Raw genomic sequence first — 15,612 nt, 5'->3', positions numbered from 1 at the left:
TCTAAATGCTGGTCGCTGACAGCTAACAGCTTTTTTTTTCAACTATAACGACTATTTTTGCCGAAATTAATTTTTGACCAAATGGCTCATAACTTATTAAAAGGGAAGAAAGGTATCATCTTTGGCGCACTGGACGACAAGTCTATTGCCTGGAGAACTGCACTGCGTTGCGTGGAAGAAGGCGCTGAAATTGTGCTTACCAATGCCCCTATTGCCCTGCGTATGGGTGAGATCAACAAACTGGCGGAAACCTGTAAGGCACCTGTTATTCCGGCTGATGTTACCAATATGGATGATCTGGCCAACCTGTTCAACAAATCCATGGAGCACTTTGGTGGTAAGATCGACTTCGTTCTCCACTCCGTAGCAATGGGTATGAACATCCGTAAAGGCAGAAGCTATACCGACCTGGATTACGATTTTAATCACAAAACATTTGATATCTCTGCGATGTCTTTGCACCGCGTGCTGCAAACAGCCTACAAGCTGGATGCACTGAACGAATGGGCATCTGTTATCGCATTGTCTTATATCGCGTCTCAGCGTGTATTCCCCGATTATGGTGAAATGGCCGACGCAAAAGCCCTGCTGGAATCAATTGCACGCAGCTTCGGTTACCATTACGGTACCCACAAAAAAGTACGTGTGAACACCATCTCCCAGTCACCGGTTAAAACAACCGCAGGTGGCGGTGTGAAAGGTTTCGATGGCTTTATGTCCTATGCAGAGAAAATGAGCCCGCTGGGTAATGCCACTGCAGACGAATGCGCTAACTACGCTGTAGCCATGTTCTCTGACCTCACCAAAATGGTGACCATGCAGAACCTGTTCCACGACGGAGGTTTCTCCTTCACCGGCGTTTCCAAACCGGTGATCGACCAGATGGAAAAATAAACCAGTTATTTATTGAGCCCGGCGATGCAGCAGAAACAATCATTTCTGCCACATCGCCGGATCTCTGAATACCAAAAATAAAAGCCGCTTCCTTATCAGGAGCGGCTTAGTAATTATTTGTCATAGTTGAACGGGAGTGCGGTCAGCGATACTGGCTAATATTCATCCTCATTAAAGAAGAAGTCATCCTGCGACGGATAATCAGACCAAATATCTTCAATCCCCTCATAAATTTCCCCTTCATCCTCCAGCTCCTGAAGGTTCTCGATTACTTCGATCGGTGCACCGGAACGAATGGCGTAGTCGATAAGTTCGTCTTTAGTAGCTGGCCATGGAGCGTCCTCCAGGTATGAAGCTAATTCTAATGTCCAGTACATCTTATTAAAATTTTTACTTTTTAATTTTCCGCAAAAGTATTATTTAATTTGAAATAAACAACTTTTACTATTTTATCGGTTAATTACTTTTCTTTGGGTTATGCTAACCGCTCGCAATGTTACCAAAAATTATTCCAATTTACCCATATTAAAAGGGGTAGACATTACTGTCAGTAAGGGAGAGATTGTAACCATCGTAGGTTCCTCCGGAGCTGGTAAGAGTACCTTGCTGCACATTCTTGGAACCCTTGATACGCCTACTGCTGGCAGTATCTGGCTTAATGATGTCAATCTGACCGGTTTAAAGGGAAACGCCCTGGCCGATTTCAGGAACCGTCATATTGGCTTTATTTTCCAGTTCCATCACCTGCTGCCGGAATTCACTGCCCTCGAAAATGTGTGTATCCCCGGTTATATCGCCGGCACCCGCAAAAGCCAGGTAAAGGAAAAAGCGGTGTTCCTCCTGGAAACGCTCGGATTGAAAGACCGGCTTGAGCACAAACCCAACGCCCTCTCCGGCGGAGAACAACAAAGAGTGGCTGTAGCGCGCGCCCTCATCAATGATCCCGACGTGGTAATGGCAGACGAACCTACCGGTAACCTCGACTCCCGTAACGCGCGGGAACTGCATCACCTGTTCATGGAACTGCGCGATAAACTGAAGCAAACCTTTATCATTGTTACGCATAATGAAGAACTGGCGCCCATGAGCGACCGCCAGCTGGTAATGAAAGACGGGAAAATTATTTAACCGTAAATACGGATGCCTGCCTTAAAAGTATTACAGTGCGCATTTACGATATCGCGGATGTGGGTGGAATAACCTCCTCCCATCGCCACTGCACAGGGGATGTGATGTTTTTTCAGTGAATGGAAAACCATTTCATCCCGCTCCAGGCAGCCCTGCTGCGTAACCTTCAGCTTCCCGAATTTATCCGTTTCCAGGATATCTACCCCCGAAAGATAAAAAACAAGATCCGGTTTAACCCGGTTAATCAGCACTGGCAGGGCTTCTTCCAGCAGCTGCAGGTAAGTGCCGTTATCCATACCGTCTGCCAGGGGAATATCCCAGTCGGATGTTTCTTTATGAAATGGATAATTGTGTGCGCCATGCATACTAAACGTATATACATGAGGGTTACCAGCAAACAGTGCGGCGGTGCCGTTGCCCTGGTGCACGTCGAGGTCTATCACCAGTGCCTGTTTGATACGTTGCCGGTGCAGCAGGTAATTGGCAGCTACAGCAAAATCGTTGAGCAGGCAGAAACCTTCCCCATGATCCGCAAACGCGTGGTGGGTGCCGCCAGCTACATTAAAACCAATACCATGATCGAGCGCATGCAGCGAAATATCGATGGTGCCCTGTGTAATCACCATCTCGCGCAGGGTAAGCGCAGGCGATTGGGGGAAGCCTATTTTCCGCTGTTCCCGGGGGTCCAGCGTTTGGTCTCTCAGCTTATGCCAGTACTCAACAGTATGTGTTAAAAGAATAGTTTCTTCTGTAACCGGTTCGGGAGCGAATAACTGCCAGGGGGTGATAATGCCTTCCCGCAGCAGCTGTGCTGGTATCAGTTCATACTTGAGCATCGGGAAACGATGATCTGCCGGCAAAGGATGCGTATATATATCGTGACTGGCAATCTTCATTGGGCGCGTATAATCGATTTTCCGGCTATTACAAACACAGGATCCCTTTCCTCGGGGTCAAGGTTCGCTGAGCCGGTAAAGTGGCCAAAAGCGGGTAAAATGCCGCAATGCCGGCCAAAATAAAAGCATGGTAAACGCAGCCGTTGCCTGCCGGCTCCATGCATCACGAAAGCCGGGTGCAGGTGTCCGGAAAAAGTATAGGCGAAGCCATTGTTGTCTTCACAAGGCTCATGGATAAAATGAATATTACGCAAAGTAAGTGCAGGGTGTACATTGATCTGCAGCTGCTCATACACCGCATCAGCCATAATATCATGATTACCTTTCACCAGGTCGAAGGAGATCCTGGAAAACTGCTGCCGCCATAATTTAAAATACTGCACTTCATTGTTCTCCCGGCTATGAAACATATCTCCCACTATGATAATCCTGTCTGGCAGGTAATGGGTAATCAGTTGCTGTAGCCGGAACAGGTCTTCCTGTACAATACCCGCCGGCACGGCAATCCCTGCCTTCCGGAAATGAGCCGCCTTCCCCAGATGCAGATCTGAAAGGATCAGCGCTTTTTCTTCTTCCCAGAAAATTGCCCGCTGAGGTGATAAATGCCAATGCTGTTCCTGAAAGTGAAATATTTCCGCAACCACTGGATCAACTGTTTTTTAATGAGGTGCAAATTAGAGATTTCTTAACCGTTCACCGTGATCAATTTTTTGATCCGGTCTTCCAGCTTTTCGCTGGTCATGGTGTCACGTAAACTGTCTACTTTAATCGGGAAGCAGAAAGGCGTGAGCTTTTGTGGTGTGGTGATCACGATCCTGCTAACGGCAATGCGTTCCAGCGTTTCCCTCAAACGGGCCTCTTCCATCTGGTAAAAGAACGCTTCGTTGAAAGCCTGCTTTAGCAGCAGGTTTTGCGGATCGTAGTCTTTGAACACGTTAAACAACAACGAAGCCGACGATTGCAGGTGACGGTTAGCCTTGTGTTTACCGGGATACCCCTGGAATATCAAACCGGCTATCACCGCAATGTCGCGGAATTTTCGCCGGGCCATCTCAGTAGAGTTTACACTGGTTTGCAGCTCCATCAGCAGGTTTTCGGTAGAAAAAAGCTGTTTGGCGTTTTCGGCTGTCAGCGGAATAGGCTGATCAGACAACAACTCAAAACCATAGTCATTCATGGCGATAGAAAAAGTAATGGGCTGAATACGGCTGATCCGGTAAGCCAGCAGCGCCGCCATTACTTCATGCACCAACCGCCCTTCGAAAGGATACACGAAAAGGTGGTAACCATCTTTGGTGGCTATCTGTTCAATCAACAGTTCATTGGCTTTTGGAATATGCGACAGTTCTTCCTGGAGGTTGAACAGTGGTTGTAAGGCAATCAGCTCCGGATCTTTTGTATTACGCGAAAGCGCCTCATTAAATTTTTCGCGCAGCATCCGTCCCAGGTTGGAAGAAAGTGGAATACGGCCGCCCTGGTAGCTGGGCACAATCGATCTTTTTGAATTTGATTTGCGGACCAGTACCGTCATATCTTTGATCAGGACAAATTCCAGGTTGCGGCCAGCCAGGGTAAAGGAATCGCCGGGCGACAGGCGGGAAATGAAACCCTCTTCGATGACACCGATGTAGCCTCCGCTCATGAACTTCACTTTGAGCATCGCGTCGCTTACAATGGTGCCTATATGTAAACGGTGACGCATGGCCATCATCCGGCTGCGGCAGATGTAGAAGTTGCCTTCCCGCTCTACTTTTTTGAATTCATCATAACTGCCCAGCGCCTCGCCGCCGGTGGTGAGGAAGGAGAGGAGCCACTGCCAGTCATCTTCGGTAATATGCTGATAGCAAAAGGTATGTCTTACTTCTTCCCATATTTCATTGGCATGAAAGCCGTCGGATACCGCCAGCGTCATGAGGTATTGGAGTAATACATCATAAGCGAGTAGCACCGGCATCCGGCTTTCTATAAGATCCTGTTCCATAGCGGCTTTCAGCGCTGCCGCTTCTACCAGTTCCAGGGCATGGGTAGGCAGGAAGAAAATTTTACTGATGGCTCCCGGCTGATGCCCGCTACGGCCGGCTCTTTGCAGGAATCGGGCCACCCCTTTCGGGCTGCCCACCTGTATTACGCTGTCTACCGGCCGGAAGTCCACCCCGAGGTCCAGGCTGGCCGTACATACCACCGCTTTCAGGATACCGTTGTGCAGGGCTTCTTCCACCCATATACGCAGTTCCATATCTATAGAGCCATGGTGCAAAGCCAGTGCGCCTGCCAGCATGGGATCTTCGCGGAGAAGCGCCTGGTACCACAGCTCCGACTGCGACCGGGTATTGGTAAATATCAGGGTGGTTTGACTGTCGTTGATAATGGGTAACGACTGTGGCAGCATTTTGATGCCGAGATGCCCTGCCCACGGATAATTTTCTATTTCGTGGGGGATCACGCTTTTCAGGGCAATATTCTTTTTCAGTTTGGCGCGGATAATAAGGCCATCGCTATGATAGGGGCCCAGCAACACTTCCAGCGCTTCCTCGAGGTTGCCGATGGTAGCGGAAATCCCCCAGACTTTTAGCTGATGCTGTCGCAGTCCCCTCAGCCGGCTGAGACCCAATTCCACCATTACGCCGCGTTTACTGCCTATCAGCTCATGCCATTCGTCTACCACCACGGTGTGCAGGTATTTAAATACGGAAGGGTATTCTTTCTGCGCCAGCAGCAGGTGCAGGCTTTCCGGTGTAATAATAAGTACTTCCGGCATTTGCTTTTTTTGTGCCGCCCGCGTGGCAACGGGTGTGTCGCCACTGCGGATGCCTACCTGCCAGGGAACATTGAGTTCCTGCAGGGCGCTTTCCATGGCCCGGCCCAGGTCTTTGGCCAACGCGCGCAACGGCGTTATCCATAATAGCTGTAACCCGTTTTTTGTTTTGTGGGTATAATCTTTCGGGTGCGCATCTATCCAGGCGATAACGGCGCCCAGGAACAGGGAGAAGGTTTTCCCGAAACCCGTAGGTGCATTTACGATTCCTGATTTGCCCTGCAGGTAAGCCTTCCAGGCATCCTCCTGGAATTTGAAGGGCTTCAGTTCTTTTTCGCCCAACCAATTATTAATCACTTTCCATCCACCCGAACGTTGTTGCATAGGAATGAAATTAGGATAAAATGATAAATCGTGAAACGCTTATTTTTGCATCATGCTCGCAAAATTTTTCCGGCTCTCCGAACATCACACTACTGTTAAGAAAGAAGTATTGGCAGGGTTAACCACCTTTTCCACCATGGCGTATATCCTGGCCGTTAATCCCAGTATCCTGTCGCGTACAGGAATGGATTTTAATGCGTTGATTACCGCCACTGCCCTGGCCGCTGCCATTGGCACATTGGTGATGGCATTATATGCCAGGCTGCCTATTGGCGTGGCGCCGGGGATGGGACTGAACGCATTTTTCGCCTACACCATTGTGTCTTCTATGGGCTACAGCTGGCAGTTTGCGCTTACAGCGGTTTTCCTGGAAGGCATTATTTTTATTTTTTTGTCGATGTTCAGGATCCGGGAGGCGATCATCAACAGCATACCGGAAAACCTGAAGCATGCTATTTCAGTGGGTATCGGGTTATTGATTGCGCTGATAGGCATGGCCAACGCAGGTATTATTGAAACGGGGATGCATCATGTCGGAGGTGGAAAGCTGGATGGTGTGATTCTGAAAATGGGCGATGTGACCAGCATCGGGCCCCTGGTAGCGCTGATAGGACTCATCGTCAGCGCGGTGCTGATGTACCGGAATGTGAATGCCGCGTTGCTGATTGGTATCCTGGCCGCCACGGTAGTGGGTATTCCGCTTGGCATCACGCATTTGCCGGCCAATGGTCACCTGGTAAGTCTGCCGCCTTCGCTGGCGCCAATCGCCTTCAAGCTGCAATTCGATAAAATATTCACCCTGGATATGGTGATGATCCTGTTCACCTTGTTAATGGTAAACTTGTTTGATACGGTGGGAACGTTGATTGGTCTTTGTAATAAGGCAGGCCTGCTGGATGAGCAGGGCCGGCTTCCCCGCGCCAAGCAGGCTTTGATGGCAGATGCGGTGGGTACTACGGCGGCAGGCTTATTAGGGACCAGCGTAGTAACCGCTTATGTAGAAAGTGCCAGCGGAATTGCCGCCGGTGGTAAAACCGGTTTAACGGCGCTTACAGTAGCTGTTATGTTCCTGCTCTCCCTTTTCTTTGCACCTGTTTTTGCTATGATTCCACAAGCTGCCACTGCACCGGCTTTGATCATTGTAGGGATGTTGATGATGGGAGCGGTCACCAAAATTAATTTCAATGATGTAACAGAAGCAATTCCTGCATTCCTGGCTATTGTAATGATGCCATACAGCTATAGCATAGCAGAAGGCATTGTGTTTGGTATGTTGTCTTACGTATTGCTGAAAGTATTAACCGGGCAATACAAAAGCATCAGCCCGGTCATGTATGTACTGGCCGTATTGTTTATCATTACATTTCTTGTAAAGTAATTATTCCTTTAAAGTAACCGTGTCGTCGCCAACATAGAGGGAATGCATCATGCCGCATTTAAGGGCATAGTTATTTTTCTGATGTCCTACGGGGAAATTAAAACACACGGGGAAGTTAAAATCTTTCACTTTTTCCAGTACCATATCATACACGGTTCTGCCAAATTCTTCACCGGGATCATCCGGCTTAATCCTGTTAAATCCGCCAATGATAAGGCCTGCGAGATTATCGAGTTTATGTGAGCGCTGCAGGGTGCCTAACATGCGGTCAAGGCTATACGGGTATTCGCCCACCTCTTCCAGGAACAGGATCTTTCCGTTGGTGTCAATTTCCGAATTGGTGCCTGACATACTTTGAATAATAGACAGGTTACCGCCGGTGAGCACCCCTCTCGCCTTTCCTTTCCTGTTGCGGGTATCCGGTAAGGCGCTGTATTGCATTTTTTTGCCGGTAAGCGCCTGGTAGATAGACATGATGGTATCCTGGATAACGGCTTCTGATTTTCCGAAATCGTCCGGGAAGCTGTTACACATTTTTGAATGCAGGGAAGCGATACCAAAGTGCCGGCTAATATGGCAATGCAATACGGTAGCGTCGCTGAAACCAATCACCCATTTGGGTTTCCGCTGAAAGCGGGAGAAGTCGAGTTTGTCCACAATCCGTGCGGTACCATAACCACCCCGGCCGCACATAATGGCCTTAATATCATCATCATTCAGCATGGCTTGTAAATCCGCGAGTCGTTCCGCATCGGTACCGCCGAAACTATAGTCCCGGTCGCCCACGGTTTTGCCTATACGAATATTAAAACCCCAGCTTTCCATAATCCGGATTGCGGGCTGGATCTCCTCCCTGCTGATATATCCTGCGGGGCAGGTAATGCCGATGATATCACCGGGTTTCAGATAAGGAGGAACAAGCGGTTCCTTCTTATCTGAAGGAGCAGATAACCCAATGCCGGCGAGTGTTTGCAGTGCCGGCAGGCCCGCGCCGGTGGTAATAAGAGCAGACAAAAAGTGTTTGCGGTTCATACGCTTAAAATAAGCATATTTCAGCAAATAATTTATGTGGTGATCATTTCACGGATAGACCAGTGGGCAATGTATTGCCCGTCTTTCAGCTGTATGATATCAATAATACGCAGGGTGGCTTTTTTGCCGGTGGGCGCCTGTCCCATAAAAGGTGCGGTGAAGGTGCCTGTAAATGCTTTGCGGGTTACTACTTTGTCATCTTCCGCTATCATATCAAAAATTTCCAGCTGAAGATCCGGCATCGCAGGGTGTAGTAACTGTAAGATAAAATCGCGGGTGGCAATACGGTCGTTGCTGCCGGCAGGTGCAGTATGGTTAATAAAGTCCGGTGCTACTATTTCTTCAAAAGCCTGCAGGTTGCCTTTCACCAGGAATTCTTCATTGAAGCGTTTTACCACTGCCTTATTCTTTTCAGATAATGTTTGCATATTCTTCTTTTTATAAATGCAAAATTATCCCCGAATACGCATCGCCGGTAACGGAAAAAGCTCAGATGATAGCTTTTTTGGCTCTTACATGATTGGGCGTGATACTATAAGTTTGTTTGAAGATGCGAATGAAGTGGGACGTGCTTTCAAAGCCACAGGCAATAGCTATTTCAGCTACCTGCTGTGTAGTGGTTTCCAGGAGCATGTGTGCATAGGACAGTCGCTGCTCATTGATCCACCGCCGGGGCGACGACTGGTATTGCTGCTGGAAATCCCGCTTGAAGGAAGCCAGACTGCGGCCGGACAACCTGGCCATTTCTGCCAGGGTAATAGGTTGAAACAGATGTTGTTTTACAATAAAGGCAATGTCCTGCGGCTGTGCATATACAATCTGTTGCATAAACGCCAGCACGGAAGCATGTTGCGGCGTGGCCAGTAATAGAAGGAATGCCTCGTATAGTTTTACCGATAACAGCGCCGCCAGCGTAGACGGTGTTTGTGCAAAGTAGGCGGTATAATGTTCCCCGAAAACTTCCAGCAGCGGGGTGATGGGCAAGGTAAGATGATTGGTGACAGCAGCTTTTACAGGCGTAAGATAATTGTATTTATGGAGGAACCTGCGCAGTTGTTCATCTGAAAAATATAACAGCAAACTTTGAAATTGTATTTCTTCCCTCACATAGTCGGACATTACGTAAAACCCACGTTTCATCAGCAATACGGAACCCGCTTCCACCTTTACGGTATGCTGGTCGAAATGCAGTAGTTTATGCCCCGCCAATACAAATATCATCACGTTTTCCGTCAGGAATATGGTGCGTTTATCAGCCTTACTCCTTTGCTTTAACATGGCGAAGTGGGTATTGCCTGCTTTGAGGATCTGCTGCCCGTTCTGATCTTTGGGAAATTTGAGTAACATGGGGGTAAAGGTACGGCATTTCCTTTTTGTCCGTATTGGATACCAGGAGATGTGATTATTGGGTTACAATATTGCAATTTGTTGAGGCAGTCTCAATTATCAATTCGGGGCGCGGTGAGTCCCGAATTGACAACAGATGGGCCGCCTATCTATTCAAGATTTTCAGAAAAATACTTTGCTCTTATTTATGGCGTGCAAAACCAATTTGCACTCGCGGTTCTTGTGGGGAATCTAACAATTGCTTTAAATATTCAAAGACCAACGCTATCTGCTCGTCATGGCCAGATACCCGCTTTTCCATCTGTTCCAGTTTTAACAATATGTCCTTGTTTGTTAATATCATTTCCCGCATCCGGGTAAAGATGCGCACTATTTGGATATTCACCGCTATAGCTCTGTCACTGTTCAAAATGCTTGCCAGCATCACTGCACCATGTTCAGTAAACGCATAAGGCAGATTAGATGAAAATTTCAGGTTTTTGAGGTGGTCGCATTTTGCGACCACCTCTTCCTTTTCACTTTCCGTTAGTTGGAACATAAAGTCATCAGGAAAGCGCTTTATATTACGTTTTACTTGTTCATTCAATCGTTTTGTGGGGACACAGTATAACTCGGCAAGATCTTTATCGATCATTATTCTTTTATTTCTTATGAGCAATATTTTGGTCATAATAGATTCATCAGATAATGTTACTTCGGAATTGGTTTTGGTCATTTTACTGATAACTTTTAGCATTCACATCTAATACACCGATGTGTGTTTCAAAGTCCCATGCTTCTTTCCCATTTTTAACCTTTCCCCAAAAAAAACGTTACTATTAATGGCAACATTTTTGAACTCATTTCCCAAACGAAAACTATGCGCCTCCTTATCATTTTCTTATCCATCTTATCCGCTACCTCCGCAGCATTCGCCCAGAAAAGCGCCTGGCTCATCACACCCGGAAAATCAATCGGACAAATAAAACTCGAAGCACCGGCACAGAGCCTGGCAGTATTGGGGAAACCGGATGGCGGCGATGCCGCTATGATGAAAGCCTGGCGGATATGGTACAGCCGCAGAAAAGACGACAGTATCGATTCGTCGCATATGCTGGCCGTATTTACCGCGATGCGCACACAGGATACGCAGTACGTAAAACAGATCCGCGTAAATTCACCGAAGTTCAGAACCCGTAAAGGCGTGGGACCAGGAAGCAGCATTGCAGCCATCAAAAAAGCATATCCGGGTGTTCAAAAAGCACAGGCCTATGAATCTGCTAATAAGGCAAGAAAAATTGTGGTGTATGAGGATAAGAAACAGGGCATTGCTTTTGAAACAACCAACTCCCGCAGCAGGAAGCCGGTATGTTCTATGGTAGTTGTTTTTGATCCGGGGGAATCTGCAGCAGGCTATCTCGACTTTCACGCGGGTTTTGATTTGATGAACCCCGTGGCGCCATAATTTTTCGCCGGCTCTCCATCTTTTTCTTTCTCATTTCCCGGTCCAGTTCGTGATAGTATTCCCTGGGGTGGTCGTAGTGCCGTTTCTCCCTGTACTGATGTATACGGATGCCGATATTATAGAGCAACGACATGCTGAATATACCTTTGATGTCAGGATTGTTATTACTGAAGTTAAACATATAGGAAGACTGCAGGCTCCATGAGGAATTACCCATAGGGAAATTGATGCTGCCATCCAGCACCAGGCCATGCGCATGCACTTCCACCGTATCGATGCCGGGACCCGGATCCACATAGCGGCGGCCATTGTGCGCTGCGTAGCCTGCCCCAACAGAGTACCCAATATATTTATAGCTACGGGGAGTGGCAGCATTGCCAAAAGTATAATGAACGGTAACGGGAATATTCACCATCCATCCTGGCTGTATAGGGCCGCCGGAAATCTTATCGCGATCAGTACGCCGGTCAGAACCAATGGAAGGGCCCATCGCAAAGCAGGCGCCAACTGATAAACTCTCCTTCTCAGAAAATTCATAAAAATTAAATCGGGGCTCAAAACTAAAAGCCAGGGCGCCGTAATGATAGCCACCAATACCGCCTATTCCGGCAGCAGATTGAAAAGATTTCTTTTGGGCAGTGACAGCAGCAGTTACAAACATTAACAGGGATAGGTAAAGGTATTTCATAGGTTTAAAACGGGTAAATAAGTTATAAGGTTACAGTATATATTTTTTTGTGTATCAATTTTATCGTGTACTGCTGATCCCTAACCCGTTTGCTGGTGTTAAAACACTACCTGGTGCGTTGCTTTAATCACGGAAATCACAAATATGCTTTGTGTATGACTCAGATTGTCTAACTCACCCAGTTTATTCACGTAAAATTCACGGTACTCATCCATGTCTTTTACCTGTACTTTGATCATGAAGTCAAACTCCCCTGAAATATTCAGGCACTCCGTTACTTCCGTGAAACCGAGTATTTCCTGGATGAATTTCTTACCGCACTTTTTATTGTGTTCTTTCAGGGTGATATAACATAACACAGTGAGGCTCTTATTAATCTTCCTGGGATCTACGATGGCTGCATATTGTTTGATAACGCCTGCCTGTTCCATTTTCCGGATCCGCTCGTACACCGGAGTAGTGCTGAGGTTCAGCTGACGGGCAATATCCCGGATAGTCATTTTTGCATCCTGCTGTAATAACTTCAGGATGCCCAGGTCTTTCTCATCCAGGTTCAATTGTATGTCCTCCGTATTATTTTCTTTTTTGCTTGCCATGTGCATATGTGTTTGGAACAAATATCTAATTTATTGCGTGATTATAGCCGTTTGTTCTAAATTTTTAGGATTTAAATTCCTTTTGAGATGTTTTAATACGTTTGTACCGTGAAAAAGGAACGAATCATATTAACAGTTGCCTGCATGGCTATCTTCTTTGAAGCATTGGATGTATCTGTGCTCAACATGGCGATTCCGCAGATGGAATCATTTTTTCATTTTGATGCAGCTGCCATTCAATGGGTACAAACCGTGTATGTTTTATTTTATGGGGGACTCGTATTGCTTGGCGGCCGGCTGGCAGATACTATAGGAAGAAAGAAAGTATTTGTAACAGGCGCCTGCTGTTTTGTGCTGGCTTCCCTGGCAGCAGGTTTTTCCCAAAACTTCACCTGGCTGCTGGTATGCAGGGCACTGCAAGGCGCGGGTGTGGCGTTAGCCATTCCGGCGGCAATGGCTATTATTACCAATACTTTTAAAGAACCGGTAGCAAGAAACCGCGCATTCGGAATTTTTGGCGCTACAGCGGGCATTGGATTTGCCACGGGGCTTGCTATCGGCGGATTAATCAGCAATTATCTCGGGTGGCAATGGGTATTTTTTATTAATGTACCGGTAATAGGACTGGCAGTGATACTGGCGATGGCATATATTCCCGCCGATGAAAAGACCGCGGCAAAACCAGCACATAACTTACTCAGTGCATTATTGATTACCGGACTGATGATGCTGGCAGCATGGCTGATCCACGATCTTGGCAATATCACTCACCACTATACAGAATACTGCCTGTGGTTATTACTGTTCCTCGCAGCCGGTATGTTTTTTATACGCCGTGAACGCGTACATCCGTCTCCGTTAGTAGACTTTAAATTGTTCAGGTTACAGGGGGTGATCACCGGGAATATAGGAGCAGTAATGCTGGGTAGTATCTTTCTAAGCTATATTTTTATGCTCACCATCTACCTGCAACAGGATCTGCACTTCACCTCTTCACAGGCCGGCCTGCTGTTATTCCCCTTTAGTATTTTATCAGGTGTCATTTCAAAATTTATATTACCCCGTTTGTTTAGCAGGCTGGGCGTGGTAAAAACAGGCATGCTGGGAAATGCTTTTATGGCATGCGGCATACTCTTTTTTATCGGGAGCTACTTCACGGATTATAGGTTGCTGTTTATTTTTTGCGCGGTAGGCTGTATCAATTCATTTGGTATGGCTATTACTTTCCCGTGCGTAACTATCCTGGCGGTGCAGTCGGTGCCCGAACCACAGCAGGGACTTGCTTCTGGCATTAATGGTACGGCAAATGCGTTGGGCGGCGGCCTGGGTTTATCTTTGGTCGGATTGATGATGCAGCTGGCTGCAATAAAGGGTTGGAGCAGCTATGGCGCAGGATTAACCATGCTGGCGATGATTGCACTGGCGGCGATTATACAGCTGCTGGTATTTTACCGGCGCAATCAATCAGCTGCTGGCGTTATGGCCGTTCACCCGCAATAGTTCTTTCAGGTCTTCGAGCGTATTTATTTCTGCTACCGGCTTATCTTTTCTCCACCGGTTGATACGTGGAAAGCGCAGGGCTACACCGGATTTATGGCGGTTAGAGGCGGCAATGCCTTCAAAGGCAATTTCAAATACCAGCTGCGGCTGCACCGTTCTTACCGGTCCGAATTTTTCAATAGAGTGGCGCTTGATCCAGTTATCCACTTCCGCAATTTCTTTGTCTGTCAGGCCGGAATAGGCTTTGGTAAAGGCTACCAGTTGATCGCCATCTTTTACTGCAAAAGTGTAATCAGTATATAAATTTGAACGGCGGCCATGACCTTTCTGTGCATATATCATCACGGCATCTATTACCAGTGGATCTATTTTCCACTTCCACCAGTCGCCGCGTTTGCGGCCTACCTGGTAAGCGGCTATCTTTTTCTTGAGCATCAGTCCTTCACTGCCTTTATCGCGTGATTGGAGCCGCAGTTGCGTTAACTGATCCCAGCTGTCAAAAATAATTTCGGGCGATAACTGCAATACCGGCATCTGCATATTCTGCACCAGCGCTTCCAGGAGGGCACGGCGTTCTGCCAGCGTTTTTTCCCGGATATCGGTTCCTTCCCATTCCAACAGATCGTAACACAGGAATATAACCGGTGCTTCCTGGAGTTGTTTGCGGGTTACATTTTTACGGCCTATCCTGGTTTGCAGTGTTTGAAAGGGTAGTGGGAGGCCATTGGCAAAGGTGAGTATTTCTCCATCCAGTACAGTACCATCCGGTAGAGCGGCAGTTAATGGCGTAAACTCCGGGAACTTTTCAGTGATCAGTTCTTCTCCCCGCGACCATACAAACAGTTGTCCTTCCCGCTTGATGATCTGCCCGCGGATGCCGTCCCACTTCCATTCCGCCTGCCAGTCTGTTTCCGGCCCCAGTGATTCCGGTAATCCTTCCAGTGCGTAAGCGAGATAAAATGGATATGGCCGGGAAGCGTCTGCGCCGGTAGTATGTTGATGCAGCAGTTCTTCGATCGTAACATTATGCGGATCCCAGTTGCCGCTGATCATATGTGAAAGCGTAGCAGGTTCAATCTGGTACGTTTTAGCGAGTGCATTCACCATCATTTTCTGCGACACGCCTATACGAAATCCACCGGTGATCAGCTTGTTGAATACAAACCTTTCCCCGCTGTCCAATGCATCCCATGCCTGCAAAATAAAAGCCTGTTTCGTTTCTTCGGTTGCTTTCTCCAGTTGCTGCAGCTGCTCCAGCCAGTAATGCAGGGGCGCCGCTATAGGAGTGGTGCGTGGTGGCAGCAGCAACGCGATGGTTTCTCCGAGATCTCCCACCGTATGATAGCATTCTTCAAAAAGCCAGTCGGACAACCCCGTGGCCTGCATGCACCAGGTTTTCAGTTGTGTGCTGTTGACCGTTCGTTTGGGCCGGCGACCTGAAAACAATGCCAGCACCCAGGTTTTATCTTTATCCGGCGCTGTGGCAAAGTATTGGCTCAGCGCCCCCAACTTCTCATTGGTTTTGGTGCTGTTGCTTAATAATTGTACCAGTTCAGCAAATTGTTGCACG

16 protein-coding genes are annotated in these 15,612 nt (G+C 47.6%); 5 read left to right on the top strand and 11 right to left on the bottom strand.

Annotated elements, in window-relative coordinates:
* Nucleotides 1-81 precede the first annotated feature (81 nt).
* Nucleotides 82-894: an enoyl-ACP reductase FabI gene (locus ACLHR0_RS03695; protein ID WP_079469311.1), complete on the top strand. Its 813-nt coding sequence runs from the start codon at nt 82-84 to the stop codon at nt 892-894.
* 155 nt (nt 895-1,049) lie between these two features.
* Here the strand turns inward: ACLHR0_RS03695 and ACLHR0_RS03690 are convergent, their stop codons facing one another.
* On the bottom strand, nt 1,050-1,271 hold the full coding sequence (locus tag ACLHR0_RS03690) for a DUF2795 domain-containing protein (protein WP_012794455.1): 222 nt from the start codon (nt 1,269-1,271) through the stop codon (nt 1,050-1,052).
* 100 nt (nt 1,272-1,371) lie between these two features.
* Here ACLHR0_RS03690 and ACLHR0_RS03685 point away from each other — a divergent pair, with 100 nt between their 5' ends.
* Nucleotides 1,372-2,022, top strand: coding sequence for an ABC transporter ATP-binding protein (locus ACLHR0_RS03685; protein WP_370909395.1), 651 nt, complete (start codon nt 1,372-1,374; stop codon nt 2,020-2,022).
* Here the strand turns inward: ACLHR0_RS03685 and ACLHR0_RS03680 are convergent.
* From ACLHR0_RS03680 to ACLHR0_RS03670, 3 genes are read right to left on the bottom strand one after another with little or no spacing between them, the layout of a single operon-like run.
* On the bottom strand, nt 2,019-2,918 hold the full coding sequence (locus ACLHR0_RS03680) for a histone deacetylase family protein (protein ID WP_436484824.1): 900 nt from the start codon (nt 2,916-2,918) through the stop codon (nt 2,019-2,021). The genes ACLHR0_RS03685 and ACLHR0_RS03680 overlap by 4 nt on opposite strands.
* Nucleotides 2,915-3,562 carry a ligase-associated DNA damage response endonuclease PdeM gene (pdeM, locus tag ACLHR0_RS03675; RefSeq protein ID WP_370909397.1) on the bottom strand — a complete coding sequence of 216 codons (648 nt, stop codon included), beginning with the start codon at nt 3,560-3,562 and terminating at the stop codon, nt 2,915-2,917. Before pdeM ends, ACLHR0_RS03680 begins: the two co-directional genes overlap by 4 nt.
* Nucleotides 3,563-3,603: 41 nt before the next feature.
* Nucleotides 3,604-6,057: a ligase-associated DNA damage response DEXH box helicase gene (locus tag ACLHR0_RS03670; RefSeq protein ID WP_436484821.1), complete on the bottom strand. Its 2,454-nt coding sequence runs from the start codon at nt 6,055-6,057 to the stop codon at nt 3,604-3,606.
* 52 nt (nt 6,058-6,109) lie between these two features.
* Here ACLHR0_RS03670 and ACLHR0_RS03665 point away from each other — a divergent pair, with 52 nt between their 5' ends.
* Nucleotides 6,110-7,435 (top strand): NCS2 family permease, encoded by a 1,326-nt coding sequence (locus ACLHR0_RS03665; protein WP_429044908.1) that lies wholly within the window; start codon nt 6,110-6,112, stop codon nt 7,433-7,435.
* On the opposite strand, the gene ACLHR0_RS03660 is transcribed toward ACLHR0_RS03665, so the two are convergent.
* The 4 genes from ACLHR0_RS03660 to ACLHR0_RS03645 all read right to left on the bottom strand — a co-directional run bounded on the left by ACLHR0_RS03660 (nt 7,436) and on the right by ACLHR0_RS03645 (nt 10,529).
* Nucleotides 7,436-8,467 carry a S66 peptidase family protein gene (locus ACLHR0_RS03660; RefSeq protein WP_436484819.1) on the bottom strand — a complete coding sequence of 344 codons (1,032 nt, stop codon included), beginning with the start codon at nt 8,465-8,467 and terminating at the stop codon, nt 7,436-7,438.
* A 32-nt stretch (nt 8,468-8,499) separates the two neighbouring features.
* The gene (locus ACLHR0_RS03655; protein ID WP_436484817.1) at nt 8,500-8,895 is read right to left on the bottom strand and encodes an ester cyclase; all 396 of its coding nucleotides are present in this window, start codon (nt 8,893-8,895) and stop codon (nt 8,500-8,502) included.
* Between the two features lie 61 nt (nt 8,896-8,956).
* A complete protein-coding gene (locus ACLHR0_RS03650; protein WP_436484815.1) occupies nt 8,957-9,814 on the bottom strand; it encodes a helix-turn-helix domain-containing protein in 858 nt (285 codons plus the stop codon).
* Between the two features lie 181 nt (nt 9,815-9,995).
* Complete coding sequence (locus ACLHR0_RS03645; protein WP_436484813.1) at nt 9,996-10,529, bottom strand: ORF6N domain-containing protein; 534 nt, start codon at nt 10,527-10,529, stop codon at nt 9,996-9,998.
* Nucleotides 10,530-10,673: 144 nt separating this feature from the next.
* On the opposite strand from ACLHR0_RS03645, the gene ACLHR0_RS03640 reads away from it, so the two are divergent.
* Entirely contained in the window at nt 10,674-11,258 is a 585-nt protein-coding gene (locus ACLHR0_RS03640) for a hypothetical protein (RefSeq protein ID WP_436484811.1), read from the top strand.
* On the opposite strand, the gene ACLHR0_RS03635 is transcribed toward ACLHR0_RS03640, so the two are convergent.
* Entirely contained in the window at nt 11,167-11,946 is a 780-nt protein-coding gene (locus ACLHR0_RS03635) for a hypothetical protein (protein ID WP_436484810.1), read from the bottom strand. The genes ACLHR0_RS03640 and ACLHR0_RS03635 overlap by 92 nt on opposite strands.
* 98 nt (nt 11,947-12,044) lie before the next feature.
* On the bottom strand, nt 12,045-12,542 hold the full coding sequence (locus ACLHR0_RS03630) for an Lrp/AsnC family transcriptional regulator (protein ID WP_370909406.1): 498 nt from the start codon (nt 12,540-12,542) through the stop codon (nt 12,045-12,047).
* A 108-nt stretch (nt 12,543-12,650) separates the two neighbouring features.
* Here ACLHR0_RS03630 and ACLHR0_RS03625 point away from each other — a divergent pair, with 108 nt between their 5' ends.
* The gene (locus ACLHR0_RS03625) at nt 12,651-14,042 is read left to right on the top strand and encodes an MFS transporter (RefSeq protein WP_436484807.1); all 1,392 of its coding nucleotides are present in this window, start codon (nt 12,651-12,653) and stop codon (nt 14,040-14,042) included.
* Here ACLHR0_RS03625 and ACLHR0_RS03620 read toward each other — a convergent pair.
* Nucleotides 14,007-15,611 (bottom strand): ATP-dependent DNA ligase, encoded by a 1,605-nt coding sequence (locus tag ACLHR0_RS03620; protein WP_436484805.1) that lies wholly within the window; start codon nt 15,609-15,611, stop codon nt 14,007-14,009. The genes ACLHR0_RS03625 and ACLHR0_RS03620 overlap by 36 nt on opposite strands.
* Between the last annotated feature and the right edge of the window lies 1 nt (nt 15,612).

It is taken from the genome of Chitinophaga sp. ARDCPP14 (assembly GCF_051362515.1).
Taxonomy (GTDB): domain Bacteria; phylum Bacteroidota; class Bacteroidia; order Chitinophagales; family Chitinophagaceae; genus Chitinophaga.
This window is presented reverse-complemented; position numbering and strand designations above follow the sequence as displayed.

Bases quoted from the DNA above. Each gene is read 5' to 3' on its own strand.
- ACLHR0_RS03695 (WP_079469311.1), top strand. From the start codon at position 82: ATGGCTCATAACTTATTAAAAGGGAAGAAAGGTATCATCTTTGGCGCA.
- ACLHR0_RS03690 (WP_012794455.1), bottom strand. From the start codon at position 1,271: ATGTACTGGACATTAGAATTAGCTTCATACCTGGAGGACGCTCCATGG.
- ACLHR0_RS03685 (WP_370909395.1), top strand. From the start codon at position 1,372: ATGCTAACCGCTCGCAATGTTACCAAAAATTATTCCAATTTACCCATA.
- ACLHR0_RS03680 (WP_436484824.1), bottom strand. From the start codon at position 2,918: ATGAAGATTGCCAGTCACGATATATATACGCATCCTTTGCCGGCAGAT.
- ACLHR0_RS03670 (WP_436484821.1), bottom strand. From the start codon at position 6,057: ATGCAACAACGTTCGGGTGGATGGAAAGTGATTAATAATTGGTTGGGC.
- ACLHR0_RS03665 (WP_429044908.1), top strand. From the start codon at position 6,110: ATGCTCGCAAAATTTTTCCGGCTCTCCGAACATCACACTACTGTTAAG.
- ACLHR0_RS03660 (WP_436484819.1), bottom strand. From the start codon at position 8,467: ATGAACCGCAAACACTTTTTGTCTGCTCTTATTACCACCGGCGCGGGC.
- ACLHR0_RS03655 (WP_436484817.1), bottom strand. From the start codon at position 8,895: ATGCAAACATTATCTGAAAAGAATAAGGCAGTGGTAAAACGCTTCAAT.
- ACLHR0_RS03650 (WP_436484815.1), bottom strand. From the start codon at position 9,814: ATGTTACTCAAATTTCCCAAAGATCAGAACGGGCAGCAGATCCTCAAA.
- ACLHR0_RS03645 (WP_436484813.1), bottom strand. From the start codon at position 10,529: ATGACCAAAACCAATTCCGAAGTAACATTATCTGATGAATCTATTATG.
- ACLHR0_RS03640 (WP_436484811.1), top strand. From the start codon at position 10,674: ATGCGCCTCCTTATCATTTTCTTATCCATCTTATCCGCTACCTCCGCA.
- ACLHR0_RS03635 (WP_436484810.1), bottom strand. From the start codon at position 11,946: ATGAAATACCTTTACCTATCCCTGTTAATGTTTGTAACTGCTGCTGTC.
- ACLHR0_RS03630 (WP_370909406.1), bottom strand. From the start codon at position 12,542: ATGGCAAGCAAAAAAGAAAATAATACGGAGGACATACAATTGAACCTG.